Raw genomic sequence first — 22,852 nt, forward strand, 5'->3', positions numbered from 1 at the left:
AGAAGCGTACTCATTGTGTCGGATCGTCACTAACTTTGACAATCAGTTTGCCAAAGTTTTTCCCTTGGAGTAAACCGATGAAGGCGTGCGGGGCGTTTTCCAGACCCTCTACAACGTCTTCTTTATACTTGAGCTTACCTTCTTGCAACCACTGAGAAACATCGTTTACGAACTCTGCCTGACGCTGTTGGTAATCACCAACCAGAAAACCTTTGATTAGAGCGCGTTTAACCAACAGTGGCATCAAATTAGGACCAGGAGGAGGATTTTCTGCGTTGTACTGCGAGATTAAACCAACTAATGGTATTCTTGCCCCAAGATTAATCTGCTGCAACACGGCTTCTAAAATTGGACCTGCCGTATTGTCAAAGTAAACATCGATTCCGTTAGGACAAGCAGCTTTCAGTGCTGAACTTAGGTCTTGAGTTTTGCGGTTAATGCAGGCATCAAACCCTAATTCTTTCACGACGTAATCGCATTTCGCCTCACTACCAGCCACCCCGACTGCCCGACAGCCTTTGAGTTTGGCAATTTGACCGGCTACAGAACCGACTGCGCCAGAGGCAGCAGAAACGACAACTGTTTCGCCCGCTTGGGGTTGCCCAATATCAAGCAGCGCAAAATATGCCGTCATTCCGGGCATCCCCGTTATGCCCAACGCATAGGAGATGGGCGCTTGATTGGGGTCAAGCTTACGCAACGTTTCGCCTTTCGATACGCCATAGGCTTGCCAGCCGTCATAACTAAGCACAAAATCTCCAGCTGAGAATTGGGGATGGTTCGATTTCACCACTTGGCTGACTGCGCCACCAACCATCACAGACCCCAATTCTAGCGGAGTAGCATAAGATTCGCGATCGCTCATGCGACCGCGCATATAGGGGTCGAGGGACAGATAGATCGTGCGGTTGAGAACTTCCCCTTCCCCTGGTTCTGGGATTGGGGTTTCCACCAGGGCGAAATCACTCTCTTTTGGTTCCCCAACTGGGCGGCTTTTGAGTAAGATTTGTTGGTTAATTGAATTAGGCATTGATAATTCCTATTTTCTGCCAATGCGTTGAGTTGGTCGTGCCGCAAATGACTCTGTATATGCAGTTCCTAGAACTAGGATAATCAAGGTGATGATTTGAATCAATGTTATTTGGATTACATCAAAATATTAGCGCCGTTTTCTGTAAGGTGGGCATTGCTCCCCAATATCTCAAATGTCCATCACATAAGCTTTTATAGGCAATGCCCACCCTACGATTTGTGGTCTAATCATGTGAAAAACGCTGTAATGGAAGAAAACCTTCAAAATGATAACTATTAAGGTTTTGTGTGACTATGACTACACCAGATAGCCCCTAGAAGGCTCTACACAGCATTTTAGGGGCTATTGATTTATGATTGGTCACACATTCGGTTTACAAATCCAGCCCATTAAGATCGCCGAAAATCCGCCACAATAGAAGTTGCCCAACGATTGAGGCACTGGATATGGAAGAATTACTAGAGTTAAAAAATTTGTTGCTCAAAGGTGATGTACCAGGAGCGTTGGTCATTGTTGAAGAATTAGAAGAGATGAGCAAACAAGACATCATCGATAACATTCGTAGCTATGCTGTGATTCTGCTGTTACATCTGATTAAACAGCAAGCAGAAAAGCGCACGACTCGCTCTTGGGATGTTTCTATTCGTAATTCAGTTCGGGAAATTCAAAGGGAAAATAAGCGTCGTGAGACAGGAGGCTATTATTTAACTACTGAAGAATTGTTGGAAACATTACAAGAAGCGTACTTAAATGCCATCGATGAGGGTTCTTTAGAAGTAGAAGAAGGGCGTTATCAACCAGAAGAATTAGAACAACTGGTTCATCAAGAAGAAATTATAAATCGTGCCTTGGCTTTGATTTCACCACAAGAGTAAAGATAATTGGCTAAACAACGACTCGATACACTGTTAGTAGAACTAAATTTATCTTCTTCCCGCGCTTTAGCACAGAGGTTAATTCAGGCGGGGGAAGTGACTGTTAATGGTCAGGTGATTGATAAGCCTGGTACGGAAGTTGATGTTGCGGCGCAAATTCAGATAAAAGAGCGATCGCGCTTTGTTTCCAGAGGCGGCGAAAAGTTAGCAAAAGCATTGGAAGTGTTTGCTATTCCTGTGGAAGGGCGCATTTGTTTGGATGGCGGTATTTCTACAGGAGGCTTTACTGATTGTCTGCTGCAAGCTGGGGCAAAATTGGTTTACGGCGTTGATGTTGGTTATGGACAAGTTGACTGGGGTTTGCGAAATGATTCTCGGGTGAATTTGAAGGAACGCACGAATTTACGGTATTTGAAGCCAGAAGAGTTGTATGGTGATGCTGAACTGGCTGATTTGGCGGTGGTTGATGTGTCGTTTATTTCCTTAACCAAGATTTTGTCTGCTTTATGGCAGCTGCTGCAATCTCCCCGTGAAGCTGTGTTGTTGGTAAAACCCCAGTTTGAAGTGGGGAAAAACCGTGTGGGTAAAAAAGGTGTTGTGCGTGATTCTCAAGACCAAGCTGATGCTATTTTTCAGGTGTTGCAAGCGGCTGGTGAATTGGGATGGAAGTACAAAGGTTTAACTTGGTCGCCTGTCACTGGTCCTGCTGGGAATATAGAGTATCTTTTATGGCTGGGGATGGAGAGTGAAACTCCACCGCCGGGTTTAGAAGTCATCAAACAAATGACTCAATCATCTGCCGCGCACTTTTTAGTTTCGCGCAAAGAGGCAAACACGCAAAGCTCTTCTTAGTCTTTAAACATCAAGTTCCTATCCCTCATAGAGGTGAAGGTTTTCATTTGCTCTTCGGTGCTTTGCAAGTATTTTTTGTTCGACTCCCCCAAATCCAACCCTCTTCCGGAGTAGTAATTTCAATCCAGCCACCATTTTGTTTTCCAGTAACTGTCACCTGAGTACCTGCTTTTATAACTTTTCCTGTTCTCCTACGCCCAGAAACAGCACGTAGATTTGCAGGTTGCGTCACAACAATACAATTGTTTTGTTCTTTTTTTTCTTCAGGTATATTCTTCTGTGTTGTGTTCTGATCAGTTGTATTATTTTGTGTTGTGACTTTTGTTTTTTCTTCTATTGTTTCTGGAATTTTATTATCTGCTCTCTGACTAGAGGGCTGCGGTGGTGGAGTTGCAGAAATGATGCTAAACACAACTAAAACAATACCGCCGCCTGCAGCAATAAGTAATGGTAGTTTGCGACGATATTTATCAAGAAAATCAAGGCTTGAGGGAGAATTGTTTGGTGAGGTGGGTGAATTAGGAGCAATTTTCACCGTACTCTGTGCAGGGGATGCAGGTGGTAGAGTGGCGTCAGGAATTGTTGTGTTATTTGGTGGAGTGTAACCAGGTTTTGCTAGTTTCTGGAGTGATTGCATCACTTTATTTGCTGACACATACCCTTCTCGTAAATAGTTACGTAGGACATGTTTGACGGCACCAGCAACAGCTGTTGGTGTGTTAGGATGAGTGATTGAGGAGAGTGCTTCCAGCGCTTCGTCTGCAAAGTGGAAGCGATATTTATAGTATGGGCGTACCATTTTGCTGATGATAGCTGCTAACTGATCGCTGACTTGAGCATATTGTTGCCAGATAATTTCCCCGCTTGTCGGATCTTCTGCCAGTTGCTTAGGACTCAAGCCTGTGAGGGCTTGGATAGCAATCATACCAAGAGCATAAATATCACTATTAGGACGAGGTCTACCTTGTGCTTGCTCACTTGGCATATAACCTGGAGTCCCAATAGCAATTGTCTGGTTTTTGAACTGCTGTTCTGGACTCATGAGCGAGTAAATCTGCACCTGTTTGACAGCGCCGAAATCAACCAGAACGAGCTTATTGTCGGAATGGCGGCGGATAATGTTTTGGGGCTTGAGGTCGCGATGGATAACATTATTATTATGAATAAAGTCTAGGACAGGCAAAATTTCATACAGAAGTTGAATGACCTGGCTTTCCTCCCAACGGTTCCCGCTTAACATCTCAGCAGACAGCGGATGTCCATCGATAAACTCTTGTACCAAGAAGAATTCTTCGTTTTCCTCAAAGTAAGCTAACAGCCGAGGAATTTGGTCATGATTGCCTAGCTTTTCCAAAGCGTCGGCTTCCGTACTAAACAAGCGTCTCGCTGTTTGTAAAAAATCGGGGTCGTTAGTCGCAGGTTTGAGATGCTTGACAACGCAAGTGGGATTCCCAGGACGACGAGTATCTTGCGCTATGTAAGTATGACCAAATCCGCCTTTACCCAATAGTTCAACCACCTGGTAACGCTGGTCTAGTAAGGAGCCGATCATGGTATAGCTTTCCTCAGGTGAAATGTTCAGCACAATAGACTTTTTCAAAAAAAAGTAGTTTTTCCCGGATTGCTGTAGAAATAATTGCTACAGAAATATATGTACAACAATCAGGTGATGGCAGCTACCCATGACAACGTAAAAATCGCAACAAAGACAATAACTTCATATTTAAATTATATTGGCGGGATTCAGTCTACTTGTACTGTGTCAGTAGCAGCAATACTAGTGCCTATCATCCATCCAGAGGTTTCACCCTTGTATGCTGTTTACTGCTACAGTTCAGCGTCGCCAATGTTTCTTCCGTATCTGTATCTAGCTAAAATGTTATTTTTTCCTAGTTGTCGGAATGGGATCAGCAGTGCCATAAAGAAACAGTGAAGGATTAACCCTTAACCCTTAACATATCCTTTACGTTAGCAATGCTGGCACTCCCTGCTTCCAGAATGGATTTATAGAAGTCATGACTAAACTGAAACTGCGCCTACAAGAAGGAAATTCCCAAAAAACGGTGACGGTGCATCAAGATGTTTTCACTATCGGTCGTTTGCCGCAATGCGACTTATACTTACCTTCTGGGGGAGTTTCACGTTACCATGCCCGCCTTGTGAAAACTCCTTCGGGTCTGTGGACGATTGAGGATTTGGGCAGCAAAAACGGCACTCAATTGAACGAACGCTTGATTTCCTCTCCGCAAGAGTTGCAAGACGGTGATGTTGTTTGGCTGGGGGATATGTGCCTGGTTATCATGTTGACTCCTGTTGAATCATCCACGTTTAAGCAAGGAGTCGTTTCTCCAGGAAAAACAATTCTTCGCAACGTTAAACAATTGCAAGAGCAATGGATTTTTGCTGATAACATCAATGGTGATCTCAGCATCAAAGACAAAACGATCGCTCGCTTGAAAGATTTGGTAGACATAGCCAAGAATCTCTCCGCAGCAGCCTCCATAGAAGAGATTTTCTCCCAAGTCCAGCAAGTGGTGTTTCGTTACCTCAACAGTATTGACCGTTTAGCATTATTAATTGATGTTTCTGGGTGTGGCAATCTGGAATTATTGAATGCTGCTACGAGAAAGATCTCTGATCAAGAACATCTCCCAAGTGATGGTAGTTGGATTAGCCGTAGTATCTGCCAAAAGGTCTTTGACGAAAAAGTTGCCATTCAAACCGCTGATGCCCAAAATGATGAAAGGTTTGCTGGAGAAAACAGTATTCTGGTAAAAGACATTCGTAGTGCAATGGCGGTGCCTTTGTGGGATGAAAATAAGGTTGTTGGTGTTCTCTACGCTGATGCTCATTTCTCTTCTCACCATTGGGTAGAAAAAGGAGAGGAAGAACTCAGTTTTTTTTCGGCTTTAGCAAATCTTGTAGCTTCTAGCGTACAACGTTGGCTGCTAGCCGAAAAACTTAGAAGCGAAGAAGTGATTCGCCAAAGACTCGAACGCTATCATTCCCCAGCAGTTGTACAGCAGTTGATAGCTGTCGGTGCATTGCCAAATGGACGTTTACCTCCACAAGAAACTGAAATTAGTATTTTATTTGCGGATTTGGTTGGCTTTACGGCAATTTCAGAAAGGTTCACGCCAACTCAAGTTGCCGAATTGCTTAACAATTTATTTGAGGAGATGCTGCAAGAGGTATTTGCCTGTGGTGGCACTTTAGATAAGTATATCGGCGATTGCATTATGGCATTTTTTGGCGCTCCTGAACCACAACCGGATCATGCCGATCGCGCTGTCACTGTTGCCAAGGGTATGTTAACTCGTCTGGAAACTCTCAACGCCAAAAATTTTTGGATCGAACCATTGCAATTGCGAATTGCCATTAACAGTGGTAAAGCTGTGGTTGGAGATGTCGGCAGTTCCCAAAGGGTAGATTATACCGCATTAGGAGCCACTATTAATTTAGCTGCGCGTATGGAAGCAATTTGTCCTCCAGGGGAATGCGTTGTCAGTGAAGCCACTTATCAAATGCTTTCTCAACCCTCATCCTTCCTAGAAATGGGAGATTATCGCTTCAAAGGTATCAATCGATTAGTCAAAGTTTATCAGACAAAAATGCACTAAGTAAGCATTTCATTAACTGGTAGACCATTAAAGTTGGCAATACTCTGCGTCCCTTTGTCTTGAAAAGTTTCCTACGGAGGGAAACCCTCCTGCAGAACTTTTCGCTGCGCTACCTCCGCTACCTGGTGCGTTTAAAAACATTACGAATTAATGAAATGCTGTACTAAGGAGAGATTCGGTACGGGTGTCATGGAATCTGGAAATTCTCTGTTCAAAATTCACGGTGGACTCACTTACACTCCGGCATTCCTAGTCAAAGCTTTTGTGTACAAACCTAAGATAACAGCCGTCCGAACGTTATAAGTCCACACAAAAGCGCGATTTTGCTGTAATTTCATAATTAAAAGTCAAAAAAAGATATCAAATTGTAAAATTTATTTTTAATAACACAACTACATCCTGCTAAAATCAAGCAGAGTTAATGAAAAGCACACTTTGCAAGGGGGGATTGTAGGCATAAGTACATATGGTTTATGTATATTTTGTTTCAATTTTGATTGCAAAAATTTAATATAAGTAGAGTTAGCATTTTTTGAAAGACTACAATGAGCGAAGTAGCTTCCGCAATAGATGTATATAACATATGGATGCTACCTGTGATAATTTTTTAACGGGGAGGTCAGGGTATGGCGATCGCCACAATTAATCCTGCAACTGGGGAGTTGCTGAAAACTTTTGAACCATTAAGCGATACAGAAATCGCTGAAAAACTAGATTTGGCACAACAGGCTTTTGAAAAGTACCACAAAACGAGTTTTTCAGAGCGATCGCACTGGATGCAGAAAGCTGCTGACATTTTAGACCAAGAAAAAGAAGATTTTGCCAAAATCATGACGCTGGAAATGGGCAAACCCTTCAAAGCGGCGATCGCGGAAGTGGAAAAATGTGCTGTCGTCTGTCGTTACTACGCGGAACACGCCGCCGAATTTCTCGCTGATGTGAGCGTAAAAACTGATGCCAGCCACAGTTTCGTAAAATACCAGCCATTAGGTATAATTTTCGCAGTCATGCCGTGGAATTTTCCCTTTTGGCAAGTGTTCCGTTTTGTCGCACCCGCATTGATGGCAGGGAATGTAGGATTACTCAAACACGCTTCCAACGTGCCACAGTGTGCTTTGGCAATAGAAGAAATTATACAAAAAGCAGGTTTTCCAAAAGGCGTATTTCAAACTCTATTGATAGGTGCTGCAAAAGTTGCTGACTTGATGAGTGACGATCGCGTCAAAGCAGCGACATTGACAGGAAGCGAACCAGCAGGTGCAAGTTTAGCCGCCGCATCGGGAAAACAAATTAAAAAAACTGTCTTGGAATTGGGAGGAAGCGACCCGTTTATTGTATTGGAAAGTGCTGATTTAGAAGCAGCAGTTACCACGGCAACAACAGCCAGAATGTTGAATAACGGGCAATCATGTATTGCAGCGAAACGCTTCATCGTCGCTGAGACAATAGCAGACAAGTTTGAAAAACGACTCCTGGAGAAATTCCACGCGCTGAAAATTGGCGATCCGATGCAAAGCGACACTGATTTAGGACCACTGGCAACTCCTGATATTCTTAAAGACTTAGACCAGCAACTGCAAGCAGGTGTCAAGAGTGGGGCAAGAGTTTTGACGGGTGGACATCCTTTATCAGATCGTCCGGGAAACTATTATCCACCAACGATTCTCACGGATATTTCCCCAGACAATCCAGTAGCGCAGGAAGAATTTTTTGGTCCGGTAGCGATGTTATTCCGTGTACCAGATATTGACGCAGCGATAAAACTAGCAAATGCGACACCTTTTGGTTTAGGTGCTAGTGCTTGGACAACAAACGCCGAAGAACGCGATCGCCTCGTAGAGGAAATCGAAGCAGGTTCGGTATTTATCAACGGTATGGTCAAATCCGACCCCCGCTTGCCCTTCGGCGGTATCAAGCGTTCTGGATATGGCAGGGAATTGAGTATCCAGGGCATACATGAGTTCGTCAATGTTAAAACTGTGTGGGTGAAATAATTAACCACATCAGGTGCAATCAACCCAGAGGAATAGTAAATATGAATACAGCTGAATTACTCGTACAGTGCTTAGAAAATGAAGGAGTGCAATACGTTTTCGGACTCCCTGGGGAAGAAAACCTGCATGTTTTAGAGGCGCTGAAACATTCTTCCATTCAATTTATTACCACACGCCACGAACAAGGCGCGGCATTCATGGCAGATGTCTACGGACGTTTGACAGGAAAAGCCGGAGTTTGTCTTTCAACTCTTGGTCCAGGGGCAACGAACTTGATGACTGGGGTAGCAGATGCTAACCTCGATGGTGCGCCTTTAGTGGCAATTACCGGACAGGTGGGTACAGATAGAATGCACATCGAATCCCATCAATATTTAGATTTGGTGGCGATGTTTGCCCCAGTGACAAAATGGAATAAACAGATTGTGCGCCCTAGTATTACACCAGAACTTGTGCGCAAAGCCTTTAAACGGGCGCAAAGTGAAAAACCAGGCGCAGTTCACATTGATTTGCCAGAAAATATTGCCGCCATGCCCGCAGAAGGCTACCCCTTGCGTAAGGACAACATTGAAAAAACCTTCGCTTCTTTTGCCAGTATCAGGGCAGCAGCAGCAGCAATTTCCCAAGCAGTGAACCCGATAATTTTAGTTGGTAATGGGGCTATCCGCGACCAAGCAAGTGATGCTGTCACACAATTTGCCAACCAAATGAATATTCCCGTTGCCAACACTTTCATGGGCAAAGGCGTGATTCCTTACACTCATTCCTTAGCTTTGTGGTCAGTGGGATTGCAACAGCGAGATTTTATCACCTGTGGCTTCGATAACACAGATTTAGTGATTGCCATTGGCTATGATTTGATTGAGTTTTCTCCGAAAAAATGGAATCCCGATGGGAGAATTCCCATTGTTCATATTGGAGTCACCCCTGCGGAAATTGATAGTAGTTATATCCCTAACGTTGAAGTTGTCGGAGATATTACTGATTCCCTCTCTGAAATCTTAAAATTTGCAGATCGCGAAGGTAAGCCCAATCCTTACGCTATCAACTTAAGGACAAATATCCGTGCTGACTACGAAGAGTATGCCAATGATGACGGGTTTCCGATTAAGCCACAAAAGTTAATTTATGACTTGCGGCAGGTGATGGGACCAGAAGATATCGTGATCTCAGACGTTGGCGCACATAAAATGTGGATTGCCCGTCATTATCACTGCCATAGCCCGAATACTTGCATTATTTCCAATGGCTTCGCAGCAATGGGTATTGCCATTCCTGGTGCTGTAGCGGCAAAACTTGTGCATCCTAACCGTAAAGTTGTTGCTGCAACCGGCGATGGTGGCTTCATGATGAATTGCCAGGAATTAGAAACAGCTTTGCGCGTTGGTACACCCTTTGTCACCCTCATTTTCAATGATGGTGGCTACGGCTTAGTTGAGTGGAAGCAAGAAAATTACTTTGGCAAAGGTAGATCATCTTTTGTGCATTTTGGCAACCCTGATTTTGTTAAATTTGCCGAAAGCATGGGTCTTAAAGGCTACCGCGTTGAATCTGCTACTGATTTTGTTCCCATCCTGAAAGAAGCTTTGGCACAGGATGTTCCAGCAGTGATAGATTGTCCTGTTGATTACCGGGAGAATACGCGCTTTTCGCAAAAAGCCGGCGCGTTGAATTGTGCAGTGTAAACAGTGAGGAGTTAAGAGTTGGGAGTTTAATAGCTCCTAACTCCTAACTCCTCATTTTTGTTTAAGTAAGTCGGCGCAAATAATCATCATTGGTTTGTAGTAGCGCTTCAGCGCTGTTCGCGCAGCGTGGCGTCAGCCATAGCGCTACTACGAGCCAAATACAGAGATTTTACTTTTCTTTACATAGTTTGGTTTTTTCTTGCCGACTTACTTACCTTTTTGCCTTTGTGGTGAAAAAATTATTTTGAACCTACAAAGACACAAAATATACAAAAAATCATGTCATAAGTCTACTGATTTCATCTGGGTTCTCTGTGCTTGGTGTCGCTTTTTAAGAAAAACCGCTATACTCTAAGCAGTTTCTCGACGAGTGGTGATGGCGCGATCGCTGAGAATTGCCCCACAGCAGATTGCAACAATTCAGTCATATATAAAAGAGAATGGCTACCCTAGCCAACAAGCTCTAGCTCTAGAACTAGGAGTATCTCCATCCACTGTCAAAAGTTTTTTCAGTGGTCAATCTATTGATTGTCTGGATTTTATCAAAATTAGCCAGAAATTAAAGCTGGAATGGCGAGCGATCGCGCATAGAGAGCTGGAAACTCAACCTCAAGGATTGAGCGCTGAGCAACAGTATCGCTTGGAGAAGAAACGAGACACGCTTCAACAAGAGTGGGACACCCGGAGTGAGAAAGTCGGGCGGATACGGCAAAGCTTGGCTATTGAGACGAGTGCAGCAGTTAAGTTTGAATTAGAACAAAGGTTGTTAAATGAGGAAGCTGAACTAGGGTGTCTTGAACATGAGCTAGGTGAAATTGAAGCAGCGCTGGAAATTGCTTCACAGAAGAAAGAAACAGTTGAGAAAAAACAACTCCCGCCACCTAAACCAAAAACCGAGGAACCCTCACCCTTCATCACTGGCTCCCCAATTACCTATCCTCGTTGCTTTTTTGGACGACAAAGAGAACTCAAACGCCTCTTCGACTTACTCAAACGCCATCCCCTGCAAAACGCCGCTATTATTGGTAAACGGCGCATTGGCAAAACTTCTCTGCTACACTACCTGAAAAACATCACCACCACCGTACCAGAACAGTTGCGTCCAGGTCAAAAGTATGAGTGGCTACCACATCCAGAAAATTACCAGTGGATATTCGTAGACTTTCAAGACCCACGTATGGCAGGTAGAGACAGGCTACTAAGCTATATTCTGGAATGCTTGAATTTTAAAGTGCCAAATCCTTGTAACTTAGAGTACTTCATGGATGTAGTCAGTAAGAATTTGCATAACCCCACAGTCATCTTACTTGATGAAATTGGTGTTGGGTTGAAACGTTGTCCAGAGTTAGATGATGGATTTTGGGAGTGTTTGCGCTCATTAGCGACTAACCACACAAGGGGAAATTTGGCGTTTGTCTTGGCTACTCACGAATCACCAATTGAACTTGCTCGTAGCACAGGGCATAGTTCACCCTTTTCAATATTTTCGGCTATACCGGGACTTTGGGAGCGCTGACGGAGGCAGAAGCGTGGGAATTGATAGCTAGTTCGCCTATTGCTTTTTCTGATGAGGATGTGGAGTGGATTTTGCAACAAAGTCAATGTCTGCCACTATTATTGCAAATTCTTTGTAGGGAAAGATTATTTAGTCTAGAAGATGGGGAGACAGACGACTGGCGGGAGGAGGGACTGCGACAGATAAAGCCATTTGCTCATTTGTTAGAGAAATAAACTCAGATTAAGGGTTGAGATAAATTATATGACAACTAATTTACCTATAAAGCTGCATCACTTACCTAACAGTTTGCCAATAGATGGTGCTGTCCGCATAGAGTTAGTAGAAAGAGTACCAATATTTCGCGCTTCTAACATGGTACAAGAGCGAATTACAACATTAATAAATAAACAAAAAGAGTCTGCTCTAACTTCTGAAGAAGAAAAAGAATTGAATGAATATCAAGAATTAAGCGATTATCTTAGTTTGGTTAACCGGACTATGAGAAATGTTTTGCTAAACCCTCTGCATGGCACAGTCATTCACTATGATGACCCATTTGAGCCTGCTGTGCCTCCGGAAGACTGGGAAGTCCTGCAATGGTAATACTGGATACCCTTATCTGGATTTGCTAGGGAACATCTCAGATCAAATCCGCCGTCAGGATACAGACAGAAAGTGTACGGGCACAGCAGTGCTGTGTCCCTACGGATACTCCGCTGAGGAACCCGAAAAAAATCACAAACCGACATGACTTCAGCAAATATTCCACGCAACGCCTACACCGATGCACCTGAACAGCACCGTAACTTGATACTGGGTAGCCTGCAACTGCTCTTCTGGCTTACCTTTCGTCCCTCAGCTTGGCGCAACCACCTAATCCGCATTGACCCCGCCCTAGACCCCGACTCTGACAGAGCAAGCCCGTTGCGATCGCAAAAACCCGGTGTGCGGCGGCTGCTGATACAAGGGCACTTAGTCTTGCCTCTCCTTGCTAATTTAACCCTTGGCTTGGTTCTATGGGTATTAGGTGCGTCCGCAGAAAACATTGCTGTTCGGGTGGCGTGGGGCGTGGTGTTGGGTGTGGTATTGAGCATGGTGTTGGGCATGGTGTTGGGTGTGGCGTGGGGCGTGGTATTGGGTGTGGCGTCGGGCGTAGCGTCGGGCGTAGCGTCGGGCGTAGCGTCGGGCGTAGCGTCGGGCGCAGTGTGGGTCGTGGTGTTGGGCGTAGCGTCGGGCGTGGTATTGGGCGTGGTCTTCTTCCTGCCGTGGGCTTGGGAGTGGGACGAGTGGGAAGTAAAGTGGGGCTTGGAGTGGAGCGTGGCGTGGGGCCTACTGTGGGGCGTAGCGTTGGGCGTTGTGTGCGTAGCGTTGGGCGTAGCGTTGGGCGTAGCGTTGGGCGTAGCGTTGGGCGTAGCGTTGGGCGTAGCGTCGGGCATGGCGTTGAGTATGCTGTGTATGGAGTGGGGCGTCGAGTGGAATATAGCATTGGGCATAGTGTGGGGCGTAGCGTTAGGCGTGGTGTCAGGCTGGGAGTGGGGCGTGGTATCGGGTGTGACTTGGCAGGTAGCATCAGGCGTACTATGGGGTGTGGGTTGGGGCGTAGCTGGAGGAGTGGTTTGGGGCGTAGCTGGGGGCGTGGTGTCGGGTGTGGTGTCGGGAACCGTGGTGTCCGTCAGCTTGATGTTGGGCGTAGCGTCAGGTATGGTGTTGGGCGTGGTGTTGGGCATGGCGTTGGGCGTGGTATCAGGCGTGCTGTCGGGCGTAGTATCGGGTGTGACTTTGGGTTTGGTGTCGGGGGTAGGAGTAACCATAAACTTCTGGCGACCTGTGGTACTCTACCCCTTCCTGGTAGTAGGAAACATCTTACTGTATCTACTTGACAAAGAATCTGCAGCCACTCAACCTAGTCTATTGCGTTGGCATTCTGCTTTTTGGGATGAGTGGCAGCGCCTACCTCTGCATAGCTTAGACAAGCACATTCTTCTAGTAGCAGAACGTAACCCAGCTGAGGGAAAAGCTGCCATTGATTACCTGATTACCAGTCGCCAGCGCTGGGCGGCTCAAGCTGCACAAATTGAACTGGATGCACGCAGGTTAGAACGCTGTGCTGATGTAAAAGCTATCTGCAATGTTCACTGCAGTCTGGTAATTGGCGAACTACAAGGTCCAGCTAGCGCTCTGCTACAAATCTTCAGTCGCATTAGCGAGGATGTGGAGGCTGCTTTGAACCAGGAAAGCGCTTACAACCAGCGCCTAGCACTCAGGGCAGTTGTAGACAGTTTGGATGCACACTTGCAAGACTTGACCCGCAGCAGCAACAAATACGCCGTCCGCTTCTACCCCATCCCCATTCATTGGCGTCAGATAATCACCAACCATGTAGAGGAACTGGCTAAAGCAGCCGAACTCCGCCAAGAGATTAACTCTCCATACATCATCGGTGTACCTCTCACACAACAGCAAGAAATTTTCATCGGACGCAATGACATTGGCACGCGTATCGAGCAATTACTCCTAGACCGACGCCGCCCTCCCTTGCTACTCTACGGTCAGCGGCGTATGGGCAAAACCTCCCTGCTCAATAACCTGGGACGCCTGCTACCTAATACCATCATCCCGATGTTTGTGGACTTGCAAGGGGCACCCGCATCAGCTAGTAACCATGCAGGTTTTCTCTACAACATTGCCAAAGGCATGGTGAACTCAGCCAAGGGGCAAAGAGGTTTGACCCTGCCACCCTTGACACGCGAGGCGCTAGTAACTGACCCCTTCACCTGCTTTGAGGAATGGCTAGATAAGGTAGAACAGGCGCTGGAACAAAACACAGCATTGCTAGCATTAGACGAATTCGAGGTACTTGATAGCGCCATAGACAAAGGACGCTTTGATGAGCAGGACGTTTTGGGAATGCTGCGTCACCTGATACAACATCGTCCCCGTTTCAAGGTGCTGCTGGCTGGTTCCCATACCATAGAGGAATATCAGCGCTGGGCTAGCTACTTGATTAATGTGCAAGTGGTGCATATCAGCTACCTGAAAGAAGACGAAGCCCGTCAACTCATTGAGCGCCCTGTCAAAGATTTTACCTTGCGTTATCAACCAGACGCAGTGAAGCGAGTGCTGCAGCTCACCCACTGTCACCCTTTCCTGGTACAACTGCTTTGTAGTGAAATTGTTGCCCTCAAGAATGAGCAAGACCCCTCTGTTCGGCGACTGGCAACTTTAGCTGACGTGGAAGCAGCGGTTCCAGAAGCTTTAAGCAGTGGTCAATTCTTCTTTGCAGATATTCAAAATAACCAAGTAGACGCCCCTGGGTTAGCTATCCTGCGCTTCTTGGCAAAACAAGGGGAAGGGGCAGTAGTCAGTAGAACTACTATGTTGGAACAACTTGGTGATGTATCGGAAAGCGCTTTTGAACTGCTGTTACAACGCGAGTTGATTGAAGAAGTTGGTGAGGGCTACCGATTTCAAGTGGAGTTAATTCGGCGATGGTTTGCTCAGTAGATTTTACCTCAATACCGTTCAGTTAAGGGTTATTTATGACAATTCCATGCGTGTAGAGACGTAGCATGCTACGTCTCTACATATCTACATAGGTTATGAGGCGCTGCAAACCATCTTATCTGAACCGTATTGGATTTTACCTCATGCAAAGACGCAAAGAAACCTCTCACGGATGTCCTCCTCTGCGCCTCTGCGGTTCAAAATATCAGCAACTACCCCTTATGCAAAACCTGTTGCAGTGCTTCTAAAAGTCGGTCAACGCTTTCTTTGCGACTGTTGAAGCCCATGAGTCCGATGCGCCAAACCTGACCTGCTAGTTCGCCAAGACCACCCCCAACCTCGATATTATGTTCATTAAGCAACTGCCGTGCAACTGCCTTACCATCTACGCCTTCTGGAATGCGGACTGTGGTAAGAGTTGGTAAGCGGAACTGTTTCTCGACGTGCAAAGACAGTCCCAAGTCCTCTAACCTCTGCCAAAGATACTCTACATTCTTTTGATGGCGTTGCCAGGAGTTTTCTATTCCCTCTTGGGCAAGCAAACGCAGTGCTTCCCGCAGTGCATAATACAGGTTAATGGGTGCTGTATGGTGATAGGTGCGTTCTTCGCCCCAATACTTGCTCAACAATGTCATGTCTAAATACCAGTTAGCCACTTTAGTTGAACGCCGCTGCAATTTCTCAACCGCACGAGAACCCAACGTCAATGGCGAAGCACCAGGGGGACAACCTAATCCTTTTTGGCTACAGCTATAAGCGATATCAACTCCCCACGCATCTAAAAGAAAGGGGGCTCCACCTAAACTCGTTACCGTATCTACCAACAGCAAAGTGCCGAATTCACGACACAAGTCACCGACTCCTTCCAATGGTTGACGTGCGCCTGTGGAGGTTTCTGCATGCACTAAAGCCAGGATAGCCGGACGATGTGTTTCTAGGGCAGTTCGCAGTTCATCCAGCGAAAAGACTTGTCCCCAAGGTTTTGTGATGGTTCGGACATCGGCACCATATCGAGAAGCCATGTCAACAAGGCGATTGCCAAAGTATCCAGCGACACCAACCAAAACCACATCTCCTGGTTCTGTGACATTGGCGATCGCCCCTTCCATTGCTGCTGAACCTGTACCGCTGACTGCGATCGTCCACTGGTTTTTCGTCTGCCACACGTAGCGCAGCAGTGACTGAATCTCATCCATTAATACCAGAAAAGCTGGATCGAGATGCCCAACTGGAGGAGTATTCATCGCCTGTAGAACTGCGGGATGAGCATTCGAGGGTCCTGGTCCCAACAGCAGGCGAGATGGTACTGTAAGGGGTGAAAGTTGCAACCGCTCGTTGCTATCAATGGAAAGTGTTTGCGTCATTATCTTTTTTACGGTAGATAATTATTAACGCATATATGATACGTCTTAATCATGCAGTATTTGGTTAAATTGTAGATTACCTTTTTGGGACAAACAAGTAATATCTTTGCGTGAACTTTTGCCTGATTTGTTTTACTTTAGAGAATCATCCAACAACGACACAAAGGAATTGGCAAAAATTGCAGCTTGAGTGCGATCGCGTAGATTTAACCTGCTCAAAATACTCGTGACGTGATTTTTCACCGTTCTCTCAGCAATGTAAAGAGACTTGGCAATTTCTCGATTGTTAGCACCAGTGGCAATTAAACGCAAAACTTCTTTTTCTCTGGGGGTGAGTTCAGCAAACTCAGGTGGGAAATTTACAGGTTTGGGCGTTGTAGAGTGTAGTAAAGGAGACAATACTTTCTCAAATAACCCTGATCCTAGGTGAGTGTACCCTTGATGAACAGACCGGATAGCACTTGCCAATGGTTCTAAAGGTGTATCTTTTAACAAATAACCCCTCGCTCCAAATCGCATTGCTTGTGAGATATACTCATCGTCATCAAAAGTGGTCAACACCAACACTTTCACATCTGGAAATTGCTGAGAAATGACCTCAGTTGCTGCTACACCATCCATTATCGGCATACGGACATCCATTAAGACCACATCTGGTTTTGGGGCTTCTACTTGGGCGATCGCCAAGCGTTCCAGAATAGAAATCGCACTTTTACCATTTTCTGCCTCGCCCACAATCTCAAAGTCAGGTTTTGACTCCAACAAGCTTTTCAAGCCTTGGCGAATAATGATTTGGTCGTCTACCAATAACAGGCGAATCATAGGAACAGAGAAATCATATTATTGCACTAACCTTGATATGGAAAGACTGCAAGAATTCGGCAACCGCCTCCTGGTGCAGTAAAAATGCGAAAATGACCTGCTAACGCCAACGTTCGTTCTCGCATTCCTTGAATGCCAAAACCTGTAGTGTTTTGGTATGGATTAAACCCTTTACCATTGTCATAAAGTTGCAAATACAGGGACTCAGCAATTATTTCTAAGTCAATTTTGACGTAAGTGGCGGCGCTATGCTTAGAAATATTTGTTAAGGCTTCCTGAACAATCCGGTAAATTGTCGTGCTAACTTCAGCAGATAATGGTCGGGATAAGTTGAGTGTACAGTCTGGGATAATGCCACTTTGACGCTCAAAATTTGCAAGTAACAGCCTAAGTGCAGACTCCAGAGATTTTCCTTGCAACGGGTCACAACGCAGTGTTGCTACAGATTGTCGCACCTCTTTTAAAGCACTGCTCCCAAGTTGTTTAGCTTCTAGCAAAAAAGTTTTTGCCTTGTCAAGATTTGATGACAAAAACAGTAAAGCATTTTCTAGTTGGATACTTTGAGCCGTAAGCGAGTGTCCCAAAGAATCGTGGATTTCACGGGCAATGCGGTTGCGTTCCTGTAGTGTTGCTTGGTCTTCAATACGGAGAGCGTATTCACTAAGCTGTCGATGAGCAAGTGCTAATTTCTCCCGACTTTGCCGTTCTGATAGCAAAGCATTTACCAACAACAACACAAATACCAGCACCAAGCCAAACATTAAAGTTATATTTGACACTAGTGTCCAAACATCTACACCTAGTTTTTGTAGACTATTTGGGGGTAATTGTGATGACATCAGCGGAATGAACAAGGTGAAAACAAAGGATATGAATGCCAAACCTACTACCAGCAAGCGTCCGGTTAAATTAAAGACTAAGCAACTACGAATGACTAAAATCAACAGCAGTGGTGGTGGAAAATCGATTCCTTTACCACCGATGACACTTGCCAACAAAATCAATCCAAACCCCAACCCCGTATAAAGCACTTTTGAGAACAGATTGAGCGTTGGTAACCATAAACCCATCACACCGAAGCAGACAATGCTCAAAATAGATAGCAGTCGGTGTTGGGGCAAGACTTGGAGCATCTGTACCGGGTGTGGCGGCAGAAGTAGGCTAATCCCCAAGAGAATCCACTCTAGATAGAGCAGTAAGCGAAACGGGTGAGATTGGAGTTGAATCAGGCGATTCACGGCGGCAAATGGTATGAATTAAGCATTTGATAAATTTTTATAGCAAAGCGTTTTTTGCTGCTAGGGTCGTTATTCCCATTTTTGCAGCAACACAGTAGGACTAAAGTCCTAATTAAAATTTGCTATCAGGGCTGACCGAAAAACAAAAGGATACAAGCCCCCAACTTCAGTCATGGAGAAGAAAAAATGCACAAGCTAATTATTCAAGCCCCCGGATTTATCCGTGGGGTCTTCATTGCCGTACAGAGATGAATTTTGAATTTTGAATTAAGCGAAGGGGTTGACGCTCACTCCCCCTCCTGAAAACCTTTTCAGCTTAGGCTTTGAACAAGATTTTATTGTCATATGTTGTCATTGGCGATCGCAACTGCCGTGTGCATCTTTTAATTATTATCATTATCTGCAAACTCGCTAGTTATTAGCACACTCTTTGATGAAATCGCTATATCATCATACAGTCATTTTTAGTTTATTTACCTGCACCTACTTATTCTCTAAGAAGGAACGCGAGTTTATCTCATGCGTTCGCCCAAACCTGAATTAGACTATAAGGATATAGAGGAAAAGGCGAAACTCGCCACATTTCAAAAAACTGCCCAAAAATTTAAGTGGGAGTTGGATGAGTTGAGTTATTCATTGAGTGCTCTTTGTAAAATGATTTGCGAAAAAAATAACGTTTCAGTAGGGTCTGGAGCTTTTCCTGGTCCTGATTTCTGGGCAGTTGAAGGTGAAAACAAATCACTTTCAGAACAAGCCAAGGAATTACTTGAAACAAATGTAAGCTCTGTAGTTCCTTAGACAAGCTTATGCCTGTCCTGCAAATTGGTCAAACCAGCATTCCTTACACCGTGCGCTACAGTAACCGCACCAAACGCCAGCGCATCATCGTTACCCCGGAAGCTGTAGAAGTCGTTGCTCCAGCCGATACCCCTTTTGAGGAAATCACCGCCTTCGTTGAAACCAAACGCCGCTGGCTCTTTAATGCCATTGCAGATTGCCACCCCAAGCATCCACCTAGCACCCCCCAACACTACGTCAGTGCGGCAAAGGTTGTATACCGAGGTCGTCGCTTAATGTTACAGGTAGAGGAAGCCGATGTAGAACGAGTTATTATTACTTGCAAAAGCCGCTTCTACATCCAAGTGCCACGCCATTTGACACCAGATGAAAAACAGGACGCTATTGAGCAGGCGTTTATTGCTTGGAAACGCGATCGCGCTGGGCAGGATATCCAGTACAACGCCCGAGTCTATGCGCGTAAGTTAGGTGTCAAGTCACCAGATATCAAGCTTTCTGAGCAGAAACGAGTTTGGGCAACCTACTCAAAAGACGCAATCATCCCCATTAATTGGCATTTAATCCATGCACCTTTATCAGTTCTGGAATACGTTGTTGCTCATGAAGTTGTCCACTTATTACACCGTCATCACGGGGATGCCTTTTGGGAAACACTCTGGTGTGTGATGCCTGACTGGAGAGAGCGCAAAGCTAGTCTAGAATCTTGGGAAGCTGGCTTGCTGCCGTCGTAACTGGAGTAACAACATCTATGGTTACTAAAATGAATAAAAATCTAGAGATAGACAAATATAACTTCAAAGAAATACTCAATGAGGTACTCAATGAAGCCTCAAACTTCTTGCAGGGCATAGACGCACGTCCTGTTGAAATGTTACCTCCTCATTCTGAAGTTGCCGCGCTTCCTTTAAAAGGAATTGGAGCAAACAAAGCCCTAGAGATTTTTAAGCAAAAGTACCTTGCGGGTATCACTGGTAGCAGTGGTTCTCGATATTTTGGTTTTGTCACAGGTGGAGCGACTCCAGCCTCAGTTGCAGGGGATTGGCTTGTGAGTGTTTTTGACCAAAACGCAATTAGAGCTGATGATTCTTGTGCTGGTTACATTGAAAGAGAAACGATTTCTTTTCTTCAACAGCTTTTTAAATTATCAGAGGCTCATACTGGAACATTTGTATCCGGTGCAACGATGTCCAATTTTGTAGGATTGGCTATTGCTAGACAATGGATTGCGCGGCAACTTGGTGTGAATATAGCGCAAGATGGTTTGTATGCTTTACCTGCCATAAAGATTTTAAGTGCAACGCCGCACTCTTGCATTTTTAAGGCTCTTTCCATGCTTGGAATGGGCAAGAGTCACTTACAGATTGTTCAGAGTTTACCAGATAGAGAAGCTATTGATATCAACTCACTCAAAAAATCCTTGGCTACCCAACAAAATACCCCATGCATTGTTGTCGCTAACGCAGGGACAGTCAATACTGTTGATTTTGATGATTTAGCAACTATAGCACAGCTTAAAGAAGAGTTCAATTTTTGGTTTCATGTCGATGCAGCATTTGGAGGTTTTGCTGCTTGCTCACCAAAATACGAACATTTTACTAAAGGTATAGACGCGGCTGATTCAATTGCAATTGATGCTCACAAATGGCTAAATGTTCCTTATGATTGTGCAATGCAATTTACGCGACATCGGGAACTTCAAATCGAAGTTTTTCAAAATAGTGCATCCTACCTTGGAATACCCACTTCCTCACCTGATTTCATTGACCTCACACCAGAGAACTCCCGCAGATTACGGGCTTTACCTGCATGGTTCAGCATAATGGCATATGGTGCCGAGGGTTATCGAGAGATTGTTGAACGAAATTGTGAACTAGCTCAGATAATGGGGCAAAGGATAAATAATTCAAGTCACTTTAGGTTATTGGCACCTGTGAGCCTTAATGTTGTTTGTTTTACCTTATCAGAGCAGAAATATAACCTTTCATTAGATAACATTCAAAAGTTCCTTGCTAAATTAACAGATAAAGGTGAGGTTTTCCTGACGCCAACAGTTTATAATGGCACTCCAGCAATGAGAGCAGCTATAGCGAACTGGCGAACACAAGAAGCAGACATAGAAATTGCTTGGAAATCGCTTTCACAAACAGTCTCTGCGTTTTCTGTATAATTCTCAAGAGCATTGCGCGGAAATTTAGACCGAAAACGCTTGTCTTATGTCCTCTTCATCCTCAAATCCAAACAAAGAGTGCTAGTGCAAGAAGGCAGAAGGCAGAGGGCAGCTATGCTGAAGGGAAGAGGGTTTTAGCTAAGTTTACTTTTCGTTACATACTTCTGTTTATTTGCGCCTTTCTACTTGGTTATTATTGAGATTTCCGCCTTTTACCAACACGGGCGGCAAGTTTGTTAGTGAGTTCTAGCTGGTACTTATTCTTATTGTCTTCGTGATGGTCTGCGGCGTCCAAGTAGGACCATTGCAACACGGTCCATCTGGCGTCCACATGAGCTTATCTAGGCACATTTGCCGCGCAGCCATCTTTATTCCCCAGGCATGGTAGACTATGTATTCAGTCTGACCGTCCGGACCAAGAACGATGGAGTTATGTCCAGGTCCTAAAACACGACCAGGAACGGACCTCAGCACCCGTGGTCCCGTTTCGTTGCCCGCATCAGAGTAAGGTCCCATCACACTATTAGCAACTCCATAATCCACACCATAGTTTTCTGTCTCCCAGCGCCCACCGCTATAAAAGCAGTAGTATTGACCTCCATGTTTGCGGACACAAGGACCTTCCAAAGTATGCCAATCAAAAATTTCACCATACATCAAACGATTGGCTAAAAACCGCTGCCAATCGGAACGCGCACGCAAGACGACTTTCCCAACGCCCTTGAGCTTCGTCATGCTTTCGAGTTGGTCTACAAAGAGTGCAGTACCAGCACGCACACCGCCCTCAGTGTCTAGAAAATCACGGGCGTAGAACAGATACCACTGCCCATCATCATCGCGGAATGGGTGCGGGTCAATAGCAAAGGAACAAGACTTAGGATCTACTAGCGGCTCTCCAACATCCTCATAGGGACCATTAGGAGTATCGCTCTTTGCAACGCGCAGCTGATGATTCTTGTCCTCGTGCCCTACTGAGTAGTAAAGGTAGAACTTGCCATCGCAGTAAGCAACTTCGGGTGCCCAAAAGTTATCGCCCAGGGCAGGATCTGGTCGCGTCAGTGCGTTACCAACAAAATGCCAATTTAGAAAGTCGAGGGAGCGTAACAGAGGAAAAACACGCAGTTTGTTAGTGGAGTCAACACCTGACGCCTCAGCGATTTCGTCTACCTGTCCTTGAGCCTCCGCCGCACCAGTTCCAATCGCATAGTATACGCCCTGGTACTCCCAGACAAAGGGATCGGCGAAATAACCTTCGTAGACTGGATTGGTGTAGGTGCGTGTCTGTGTAACGGCTTCCGGTGTTGGCTCAATCTGAGACATCGTAGTTCCCTAAGAAGTGCAACTGCAACAAGACGGTGCTATCGAGTGACATCTCCAGACGCTGACCCTACGGGTACAGCGC

18 protein-coding genes are annotated in these 22,852 nt (G+C 45.3%); 12 read left to right on the top strand and 6 right to left on the bottom strand.

Annotated features, from left to right (window positions below; translation table 11 throughout):
• Positions 1–10: 10 nt before the first annotated feature.
• Positions 11–1,030, bottom strand: coding sequence for an NADP-dependent oxidoreductase (locus V5G28_RS13910; RefSeq protein WP_332988692.1), 1,020 nt, complete (start codon positions 1,028–1,030; stop codon positions 11–13).
• Between the two features lie 449 nt (positions 1,031–1,479).
• On the opposite strand from V5G28_RS13910, the gene V5G28_RS13915 reads away from it, so the two are divergent.
• Both V5G28_RS13915 and V5G28_RS13920 read left to right on the top strand, forming a co-directional pair.
• The gene (locus V5G28_RS13915; RefSeq protein ID WP_332988695.1) at positions 1,480–1,908 is read left to right on the top strand and encodes a DUF29 family protein; all 429 of its coding nucleotides are present in this window, start codon (positions 1,480–1,482) and stop codon (positions 1,906–1,908) included.
• 6 nt (positions 1,909–1,914) lie between these two features.
• Positions 1,915–2,760 carry a TlyA family RNA methyltransferase gene (locus tag V5G28_RS13920; protein ID WP_332988698.1) on the top strand — a complete coding sequence of 282 codons (846 nt, stop codon included), beginning with the start codon at positions 1,915–1,917 and terminating at the stop codon, positions 2,758–2,760.
• Positions 2,761–2,803: 43 nt separating this feature from the next.
• Here V5G28_RS13920 and V5G28_RS13925 read toward each other — a convergent pair whose 3' ends face one another.
• Positions 2,804–4,312, bottom strand: a complete 1,509-nt coding sequence (locus V5G28_RS13925) for a serine/threonine protein kinase (protein ID WP_332988755.1) — start codon at positions 4,310–4,312, stop codon at positions 2,804–2,806.
• 463 nt (positions 4,313–4,775) lie between these two features.
• Between V5G28_RS13925 and V5G28_RS13930 the strand changes: the two genes are divergently transcribed.
• The 7 genes from V5G28_RS13930 (at position 4,776) to V5G28_RS13960 (ending at position 15,061) form a co-directional block, all read left to right on the top strand.
• Positions 4,776–6,380 (top strand): adenylate/guanylate cyclase domain-containing protein, encoded by a 1,605-nt coding sequence (locus tag V5G28_RS13930; RefSeq protein WP_332988700.1) that lies wholly within the window; start codon positions 4,776–4,778, stop codon positions 6,378–6,380.
• 626 nt (positions 6,381–7,006) lie between these two features.
• Positions 7,007–8,374: an NAD-dependent succinate-semialdehyde dehydrogenase gene (locus V5G28_RS13935; RefSeq protein ID WP_332988703.1), complete on the top strand. Its 1,368-nt coding sequence runs from the start codon at positions 7,007–7,009 to the stop codon at positions 8,372–8,374.
• A 41-nt stretch (positions 8,375–8,415) separates the two neighbouring features.
• The gene (locus V5G28_RS13940) at positions 8,416–10,059 is read left to right on the top strand and encodes an acetolactate synthase large subunit (RefSeq protein ID WP_332988705.1); all 1,644 of its coding nucleotides are present in this window, start codon (positions 8,416–8,418) and stop codon (positions 10,057–10,059) included.
• Positions 10,060–10,435: 376 nt separating this feature from the next.
• Positions 10,436–11,575, top strand: a complete 1,140-nt coding sequence (locus V5G28_RS13945) for an ATP-binding protein (protein WP_336230573.1) — start codon at positions 10,436–10,438, stop codon at positions 11,573–11,575.
• The gene (locus tag V5G28_RS13950; protein WP_336230574.1) at positions 11,563–11,790 is read left to right on the top strand and encodes a hypothetical protein; all 228 of its coding nucleotides are present in this window, start codon (positions 11,563–11,565) and stop codon (positions 11,788–11,790) included. The genes V5G28_RS13945 and V5G28_RS13950 overlap by 13 nt, the downstream gene beginning before the upstream one ends.
• A 28-nt stretch (positions 11,791–11,818) precedes the next feature.
• Positions 11,819–12,160, top strand: a complete 342-nt coding sequence (locus tag V5G28_RS13955) for a hypothetical protein (protein ID WP_332988710.1) — start codon at positions 11,819–11,821, stop codon at positions 12,158–12,160.
• A 144-nt stretch (positions 12,161–12,304) separates the two neighbouring features.
• Entirely contained in the window at positions 12,305–15,061 is a 2,757-nt protein-coding gene (locus V5G28_RS13960; RefSeq protein ID WP_332988713.1) for an AAA family ATPase, read from the top strand.
• 212 nt (positions 15,062–15,273) lie between these two features.
• Here V5G28_RS13960 and V5G28_RS13965 read toward each other — a convergent pair whose 3' ends face one another.
• The 3 genes from V5G28_RS13965 to V5G28_RS13975 all read right to left on the bottom strand — a co-directional run bounded on the left by V5G28_RS13965 (position 15,274) and on the right by V5G28_RS13975 (position 18,485).
• Positions 15,274–16,425 (bottom strand): alanine--glyoxylate aminotransferase family protein, encoded by a 1,152-nt coding sequence (locus tag V5G28_RS13965; RefSeq protein ID WP_332988716.1) that lies wholly within the window; start codon positions 16,423–16,425, stop codon positions 15,274–15,276.
• A gap of 132 nt (positions 16,426–16,557) precedes the next feature.
• Positions 16,558–17,247, bottom strand: coding sequence for a response regulator transcription factor (locus tag V5G28_RS13970; protein WP_332988718.1), 690 nt, complete (start codon positions 17,245–17,247; stop codon positions 16,558–16,560).
• A gap of 26 nt (positions 17,248–17,273) precedes the next feature.
• On the bottom strand, positions 17,274–18,485 hold the full coding sequence (locus V5G28_RS13975; protein WP_332988721.1) for a sensor histidine kinase: 1,212 nt from the start codon (positions 18,483–18,485) through the stop codon (positions 17,274–17,276).
• A 519-nt stretch (positions 18,486–19,004) separates the two neighbouring features.
• Here V5G28_RS13975 and V5G28_RS13980 point away from each other — a divergent pair.
• Genes V5G28_RS13980 through V5G28_RS13990 form a run of 3 tightly spaced genes read left to right on the top strand, consistent with a single transcriptional unit; the run spans position 19,005 to position 21,450 of the window.
• Entirely contained in the window at positions 19,005–19,283 is a 279-nt protein-coding gene (locus V5G28_RS13980) for a hypothetical protein (RefSeq protein ID WP_332988724.1), read from the top strand.
• A gap of 8 nt (positions 19,284–19,291) precedes the next feature.
• Positions 19,292–20,014, top strand: coding sequence for a M48 family metallopeptidase (locus V5G28_RS13985; RefSeq protein ID WP_332988726.1), 723 nt, complete (start codon positions 19,292–19,294; stop codon positions 20,012–20,014).
• Positions 20,015–20,031: 17 nt separating this feature from the next.
• Positions 20,032–21,450: a pyridoxal phosphate-dependent decarboxylase family protein gene (locus V5G28_RS13990; protein ID WP_332988728.1), complete on the top strand. Its 1,419-nt coding sequence runs from the start codon at positions 20,032–20,034 to the stop codon at positions 21,448–21,450.
• Positions 21,451–21,696: 246 nt separating this feature from the next.
• Here V5G28_RS13990 and V5G28_RS13995 read toward each other — a convergent pair whose 3' ends face one another.
• Positions 21,697–22,770, bottom strand: a complete 1,074-nt coding sequence (locus V5G28_RS13995; RefSeq protein ID WP_332988729.1) for a glycoside hydrolase family 43 protein — start codon at positions 22,768–22,770, stop codon at positions 21,697–21,699.
• Between the last annotated feature and the right edge of the window lie 82 nt (positions 22,771–22,852).

The sequence above is a fragment of the Scytonema sp. PRP1 genome (genome assembly GCF_036697665.2).
Taxonomy (GTDB): Bacteria; Cyanobacteriota; Cyanobacteriia; order Cyanobacteriales; family Nostocaceae; genus Kalymmatonema; species Kalymmatonema gypsitolerans.

What these genes read in the sequence shown, in the direction of transcription:
- V5G28_RS13925 (WP_332988755.1), bottom strand. Translation starts at nt 4,312, where the DNA reads ATGATCGGCTCCTTACTAGACCAGCGTTACCAGGTGGTTGAACTATTG.
- V5G28_RS13945 (WP_336230573.1), top strand. Translation starts at nt 10,436, where the DNA reads ATGGCGCGATCGCTGAGAATTGCCCCACAGCAGATTGCAACAATTCAG.
- V5G28_RS13915 (WP_332988695.1), top strand. Translation starts at nt 1,480, where the DNA reads ATGGAAGAATTACTAGAGTTAAAAAATTTGTTGCTCAAAGGTGATGTA.
- V5G28_RS13910 (WP_332988692.1), bottom strand. Translation starts at nt 1,030, where the DNA reads ATGCCTAATTCAATTAACCAACAAATCTTACTCAAAAGCCGCCCAGTT.
- V5G28_RS13955 (WP_332988710.1), top strand. Translation starts at nt 11,819, where the DNA reads ATGACAACTAATTTACCTATAAAGCTGCATCACTTACCTAACAGTTTG.
- V5G28_RS13965 (WP_332988716.1), bottom strand. Translation starts at nt 16,425, where the DNA reads ATGACGCAAACACTTTCCATTGATAGCAACGAGCGGTTGCAACTTTCA.
- V5G28_RS13935 (WP_332988703.1), top strand. Translation starts at nt 7,007, where the DNA reads ATGGCGATCGCCACAATTAATCCTGCAACTGGGGAGTTGCTGAAAACT.
- V5G28_RS13980 (WP_332988724.1), top strand. Translation starts at nt 19,005, where the DNA reads ATGCGTTCGCCCAAACCTGAATTAGACTATAAGGATATAGAGGAAAAG.
- V5G28_RS13940 (WP_332988705.1), top strand. Translation starts at nt 8,416, where the DNA reads ATGAATACAGCTGAATTACTCGTACAGTGCTTAGAAAATGAAGGAGTG.
- V5G28_RS13990 (WP_332988728.1), top strand. Translation starts at nt 20,032, where the DNA reads ATGGTTACTAAAATGAATAAAAATCTAGAGATAGACAAATATAACTTC.
- V5G28_RS13995 (WP_332988729.1), bottom strand. Translation starts at nt 22,770, where the DNA reads ATGTCTCAGATTGAGCCAACACCGGAAGCCGTTACACAGACACGCACC.
- V5G28_RS13985 (WP_332988726.1), top strand. Translation starts at nt 19,292, where the DNA reads ATGCCTGTCCTGCAAATTGGTCAAACCAGCATTCCTTACACCGTGCGC.
- V5G28_RS13970 (WP_332988718.1), bottom strand. Translation starts at nt 17,247, where the DNA reads ATGATTCGCCTGTTATTGGTAGACGACCAAATCATTATTCGCCAAGGC.
- V5G28_RS13960 (WP_332988713.1), top strand. Translation starts at nt 12,305, where the DNA reads ATGACTTCAGCAAATATTCCACGCAACGCCTACACCGATGCACCTGAA.
- V5G28_RS13930 (WP_332988700.1), top strand. Translation starts at nt 4,776, where the DNA reads ATGACTAAACTGAAACTGCGCCTACAAGAAGGAAATTCCCAAAAAACG.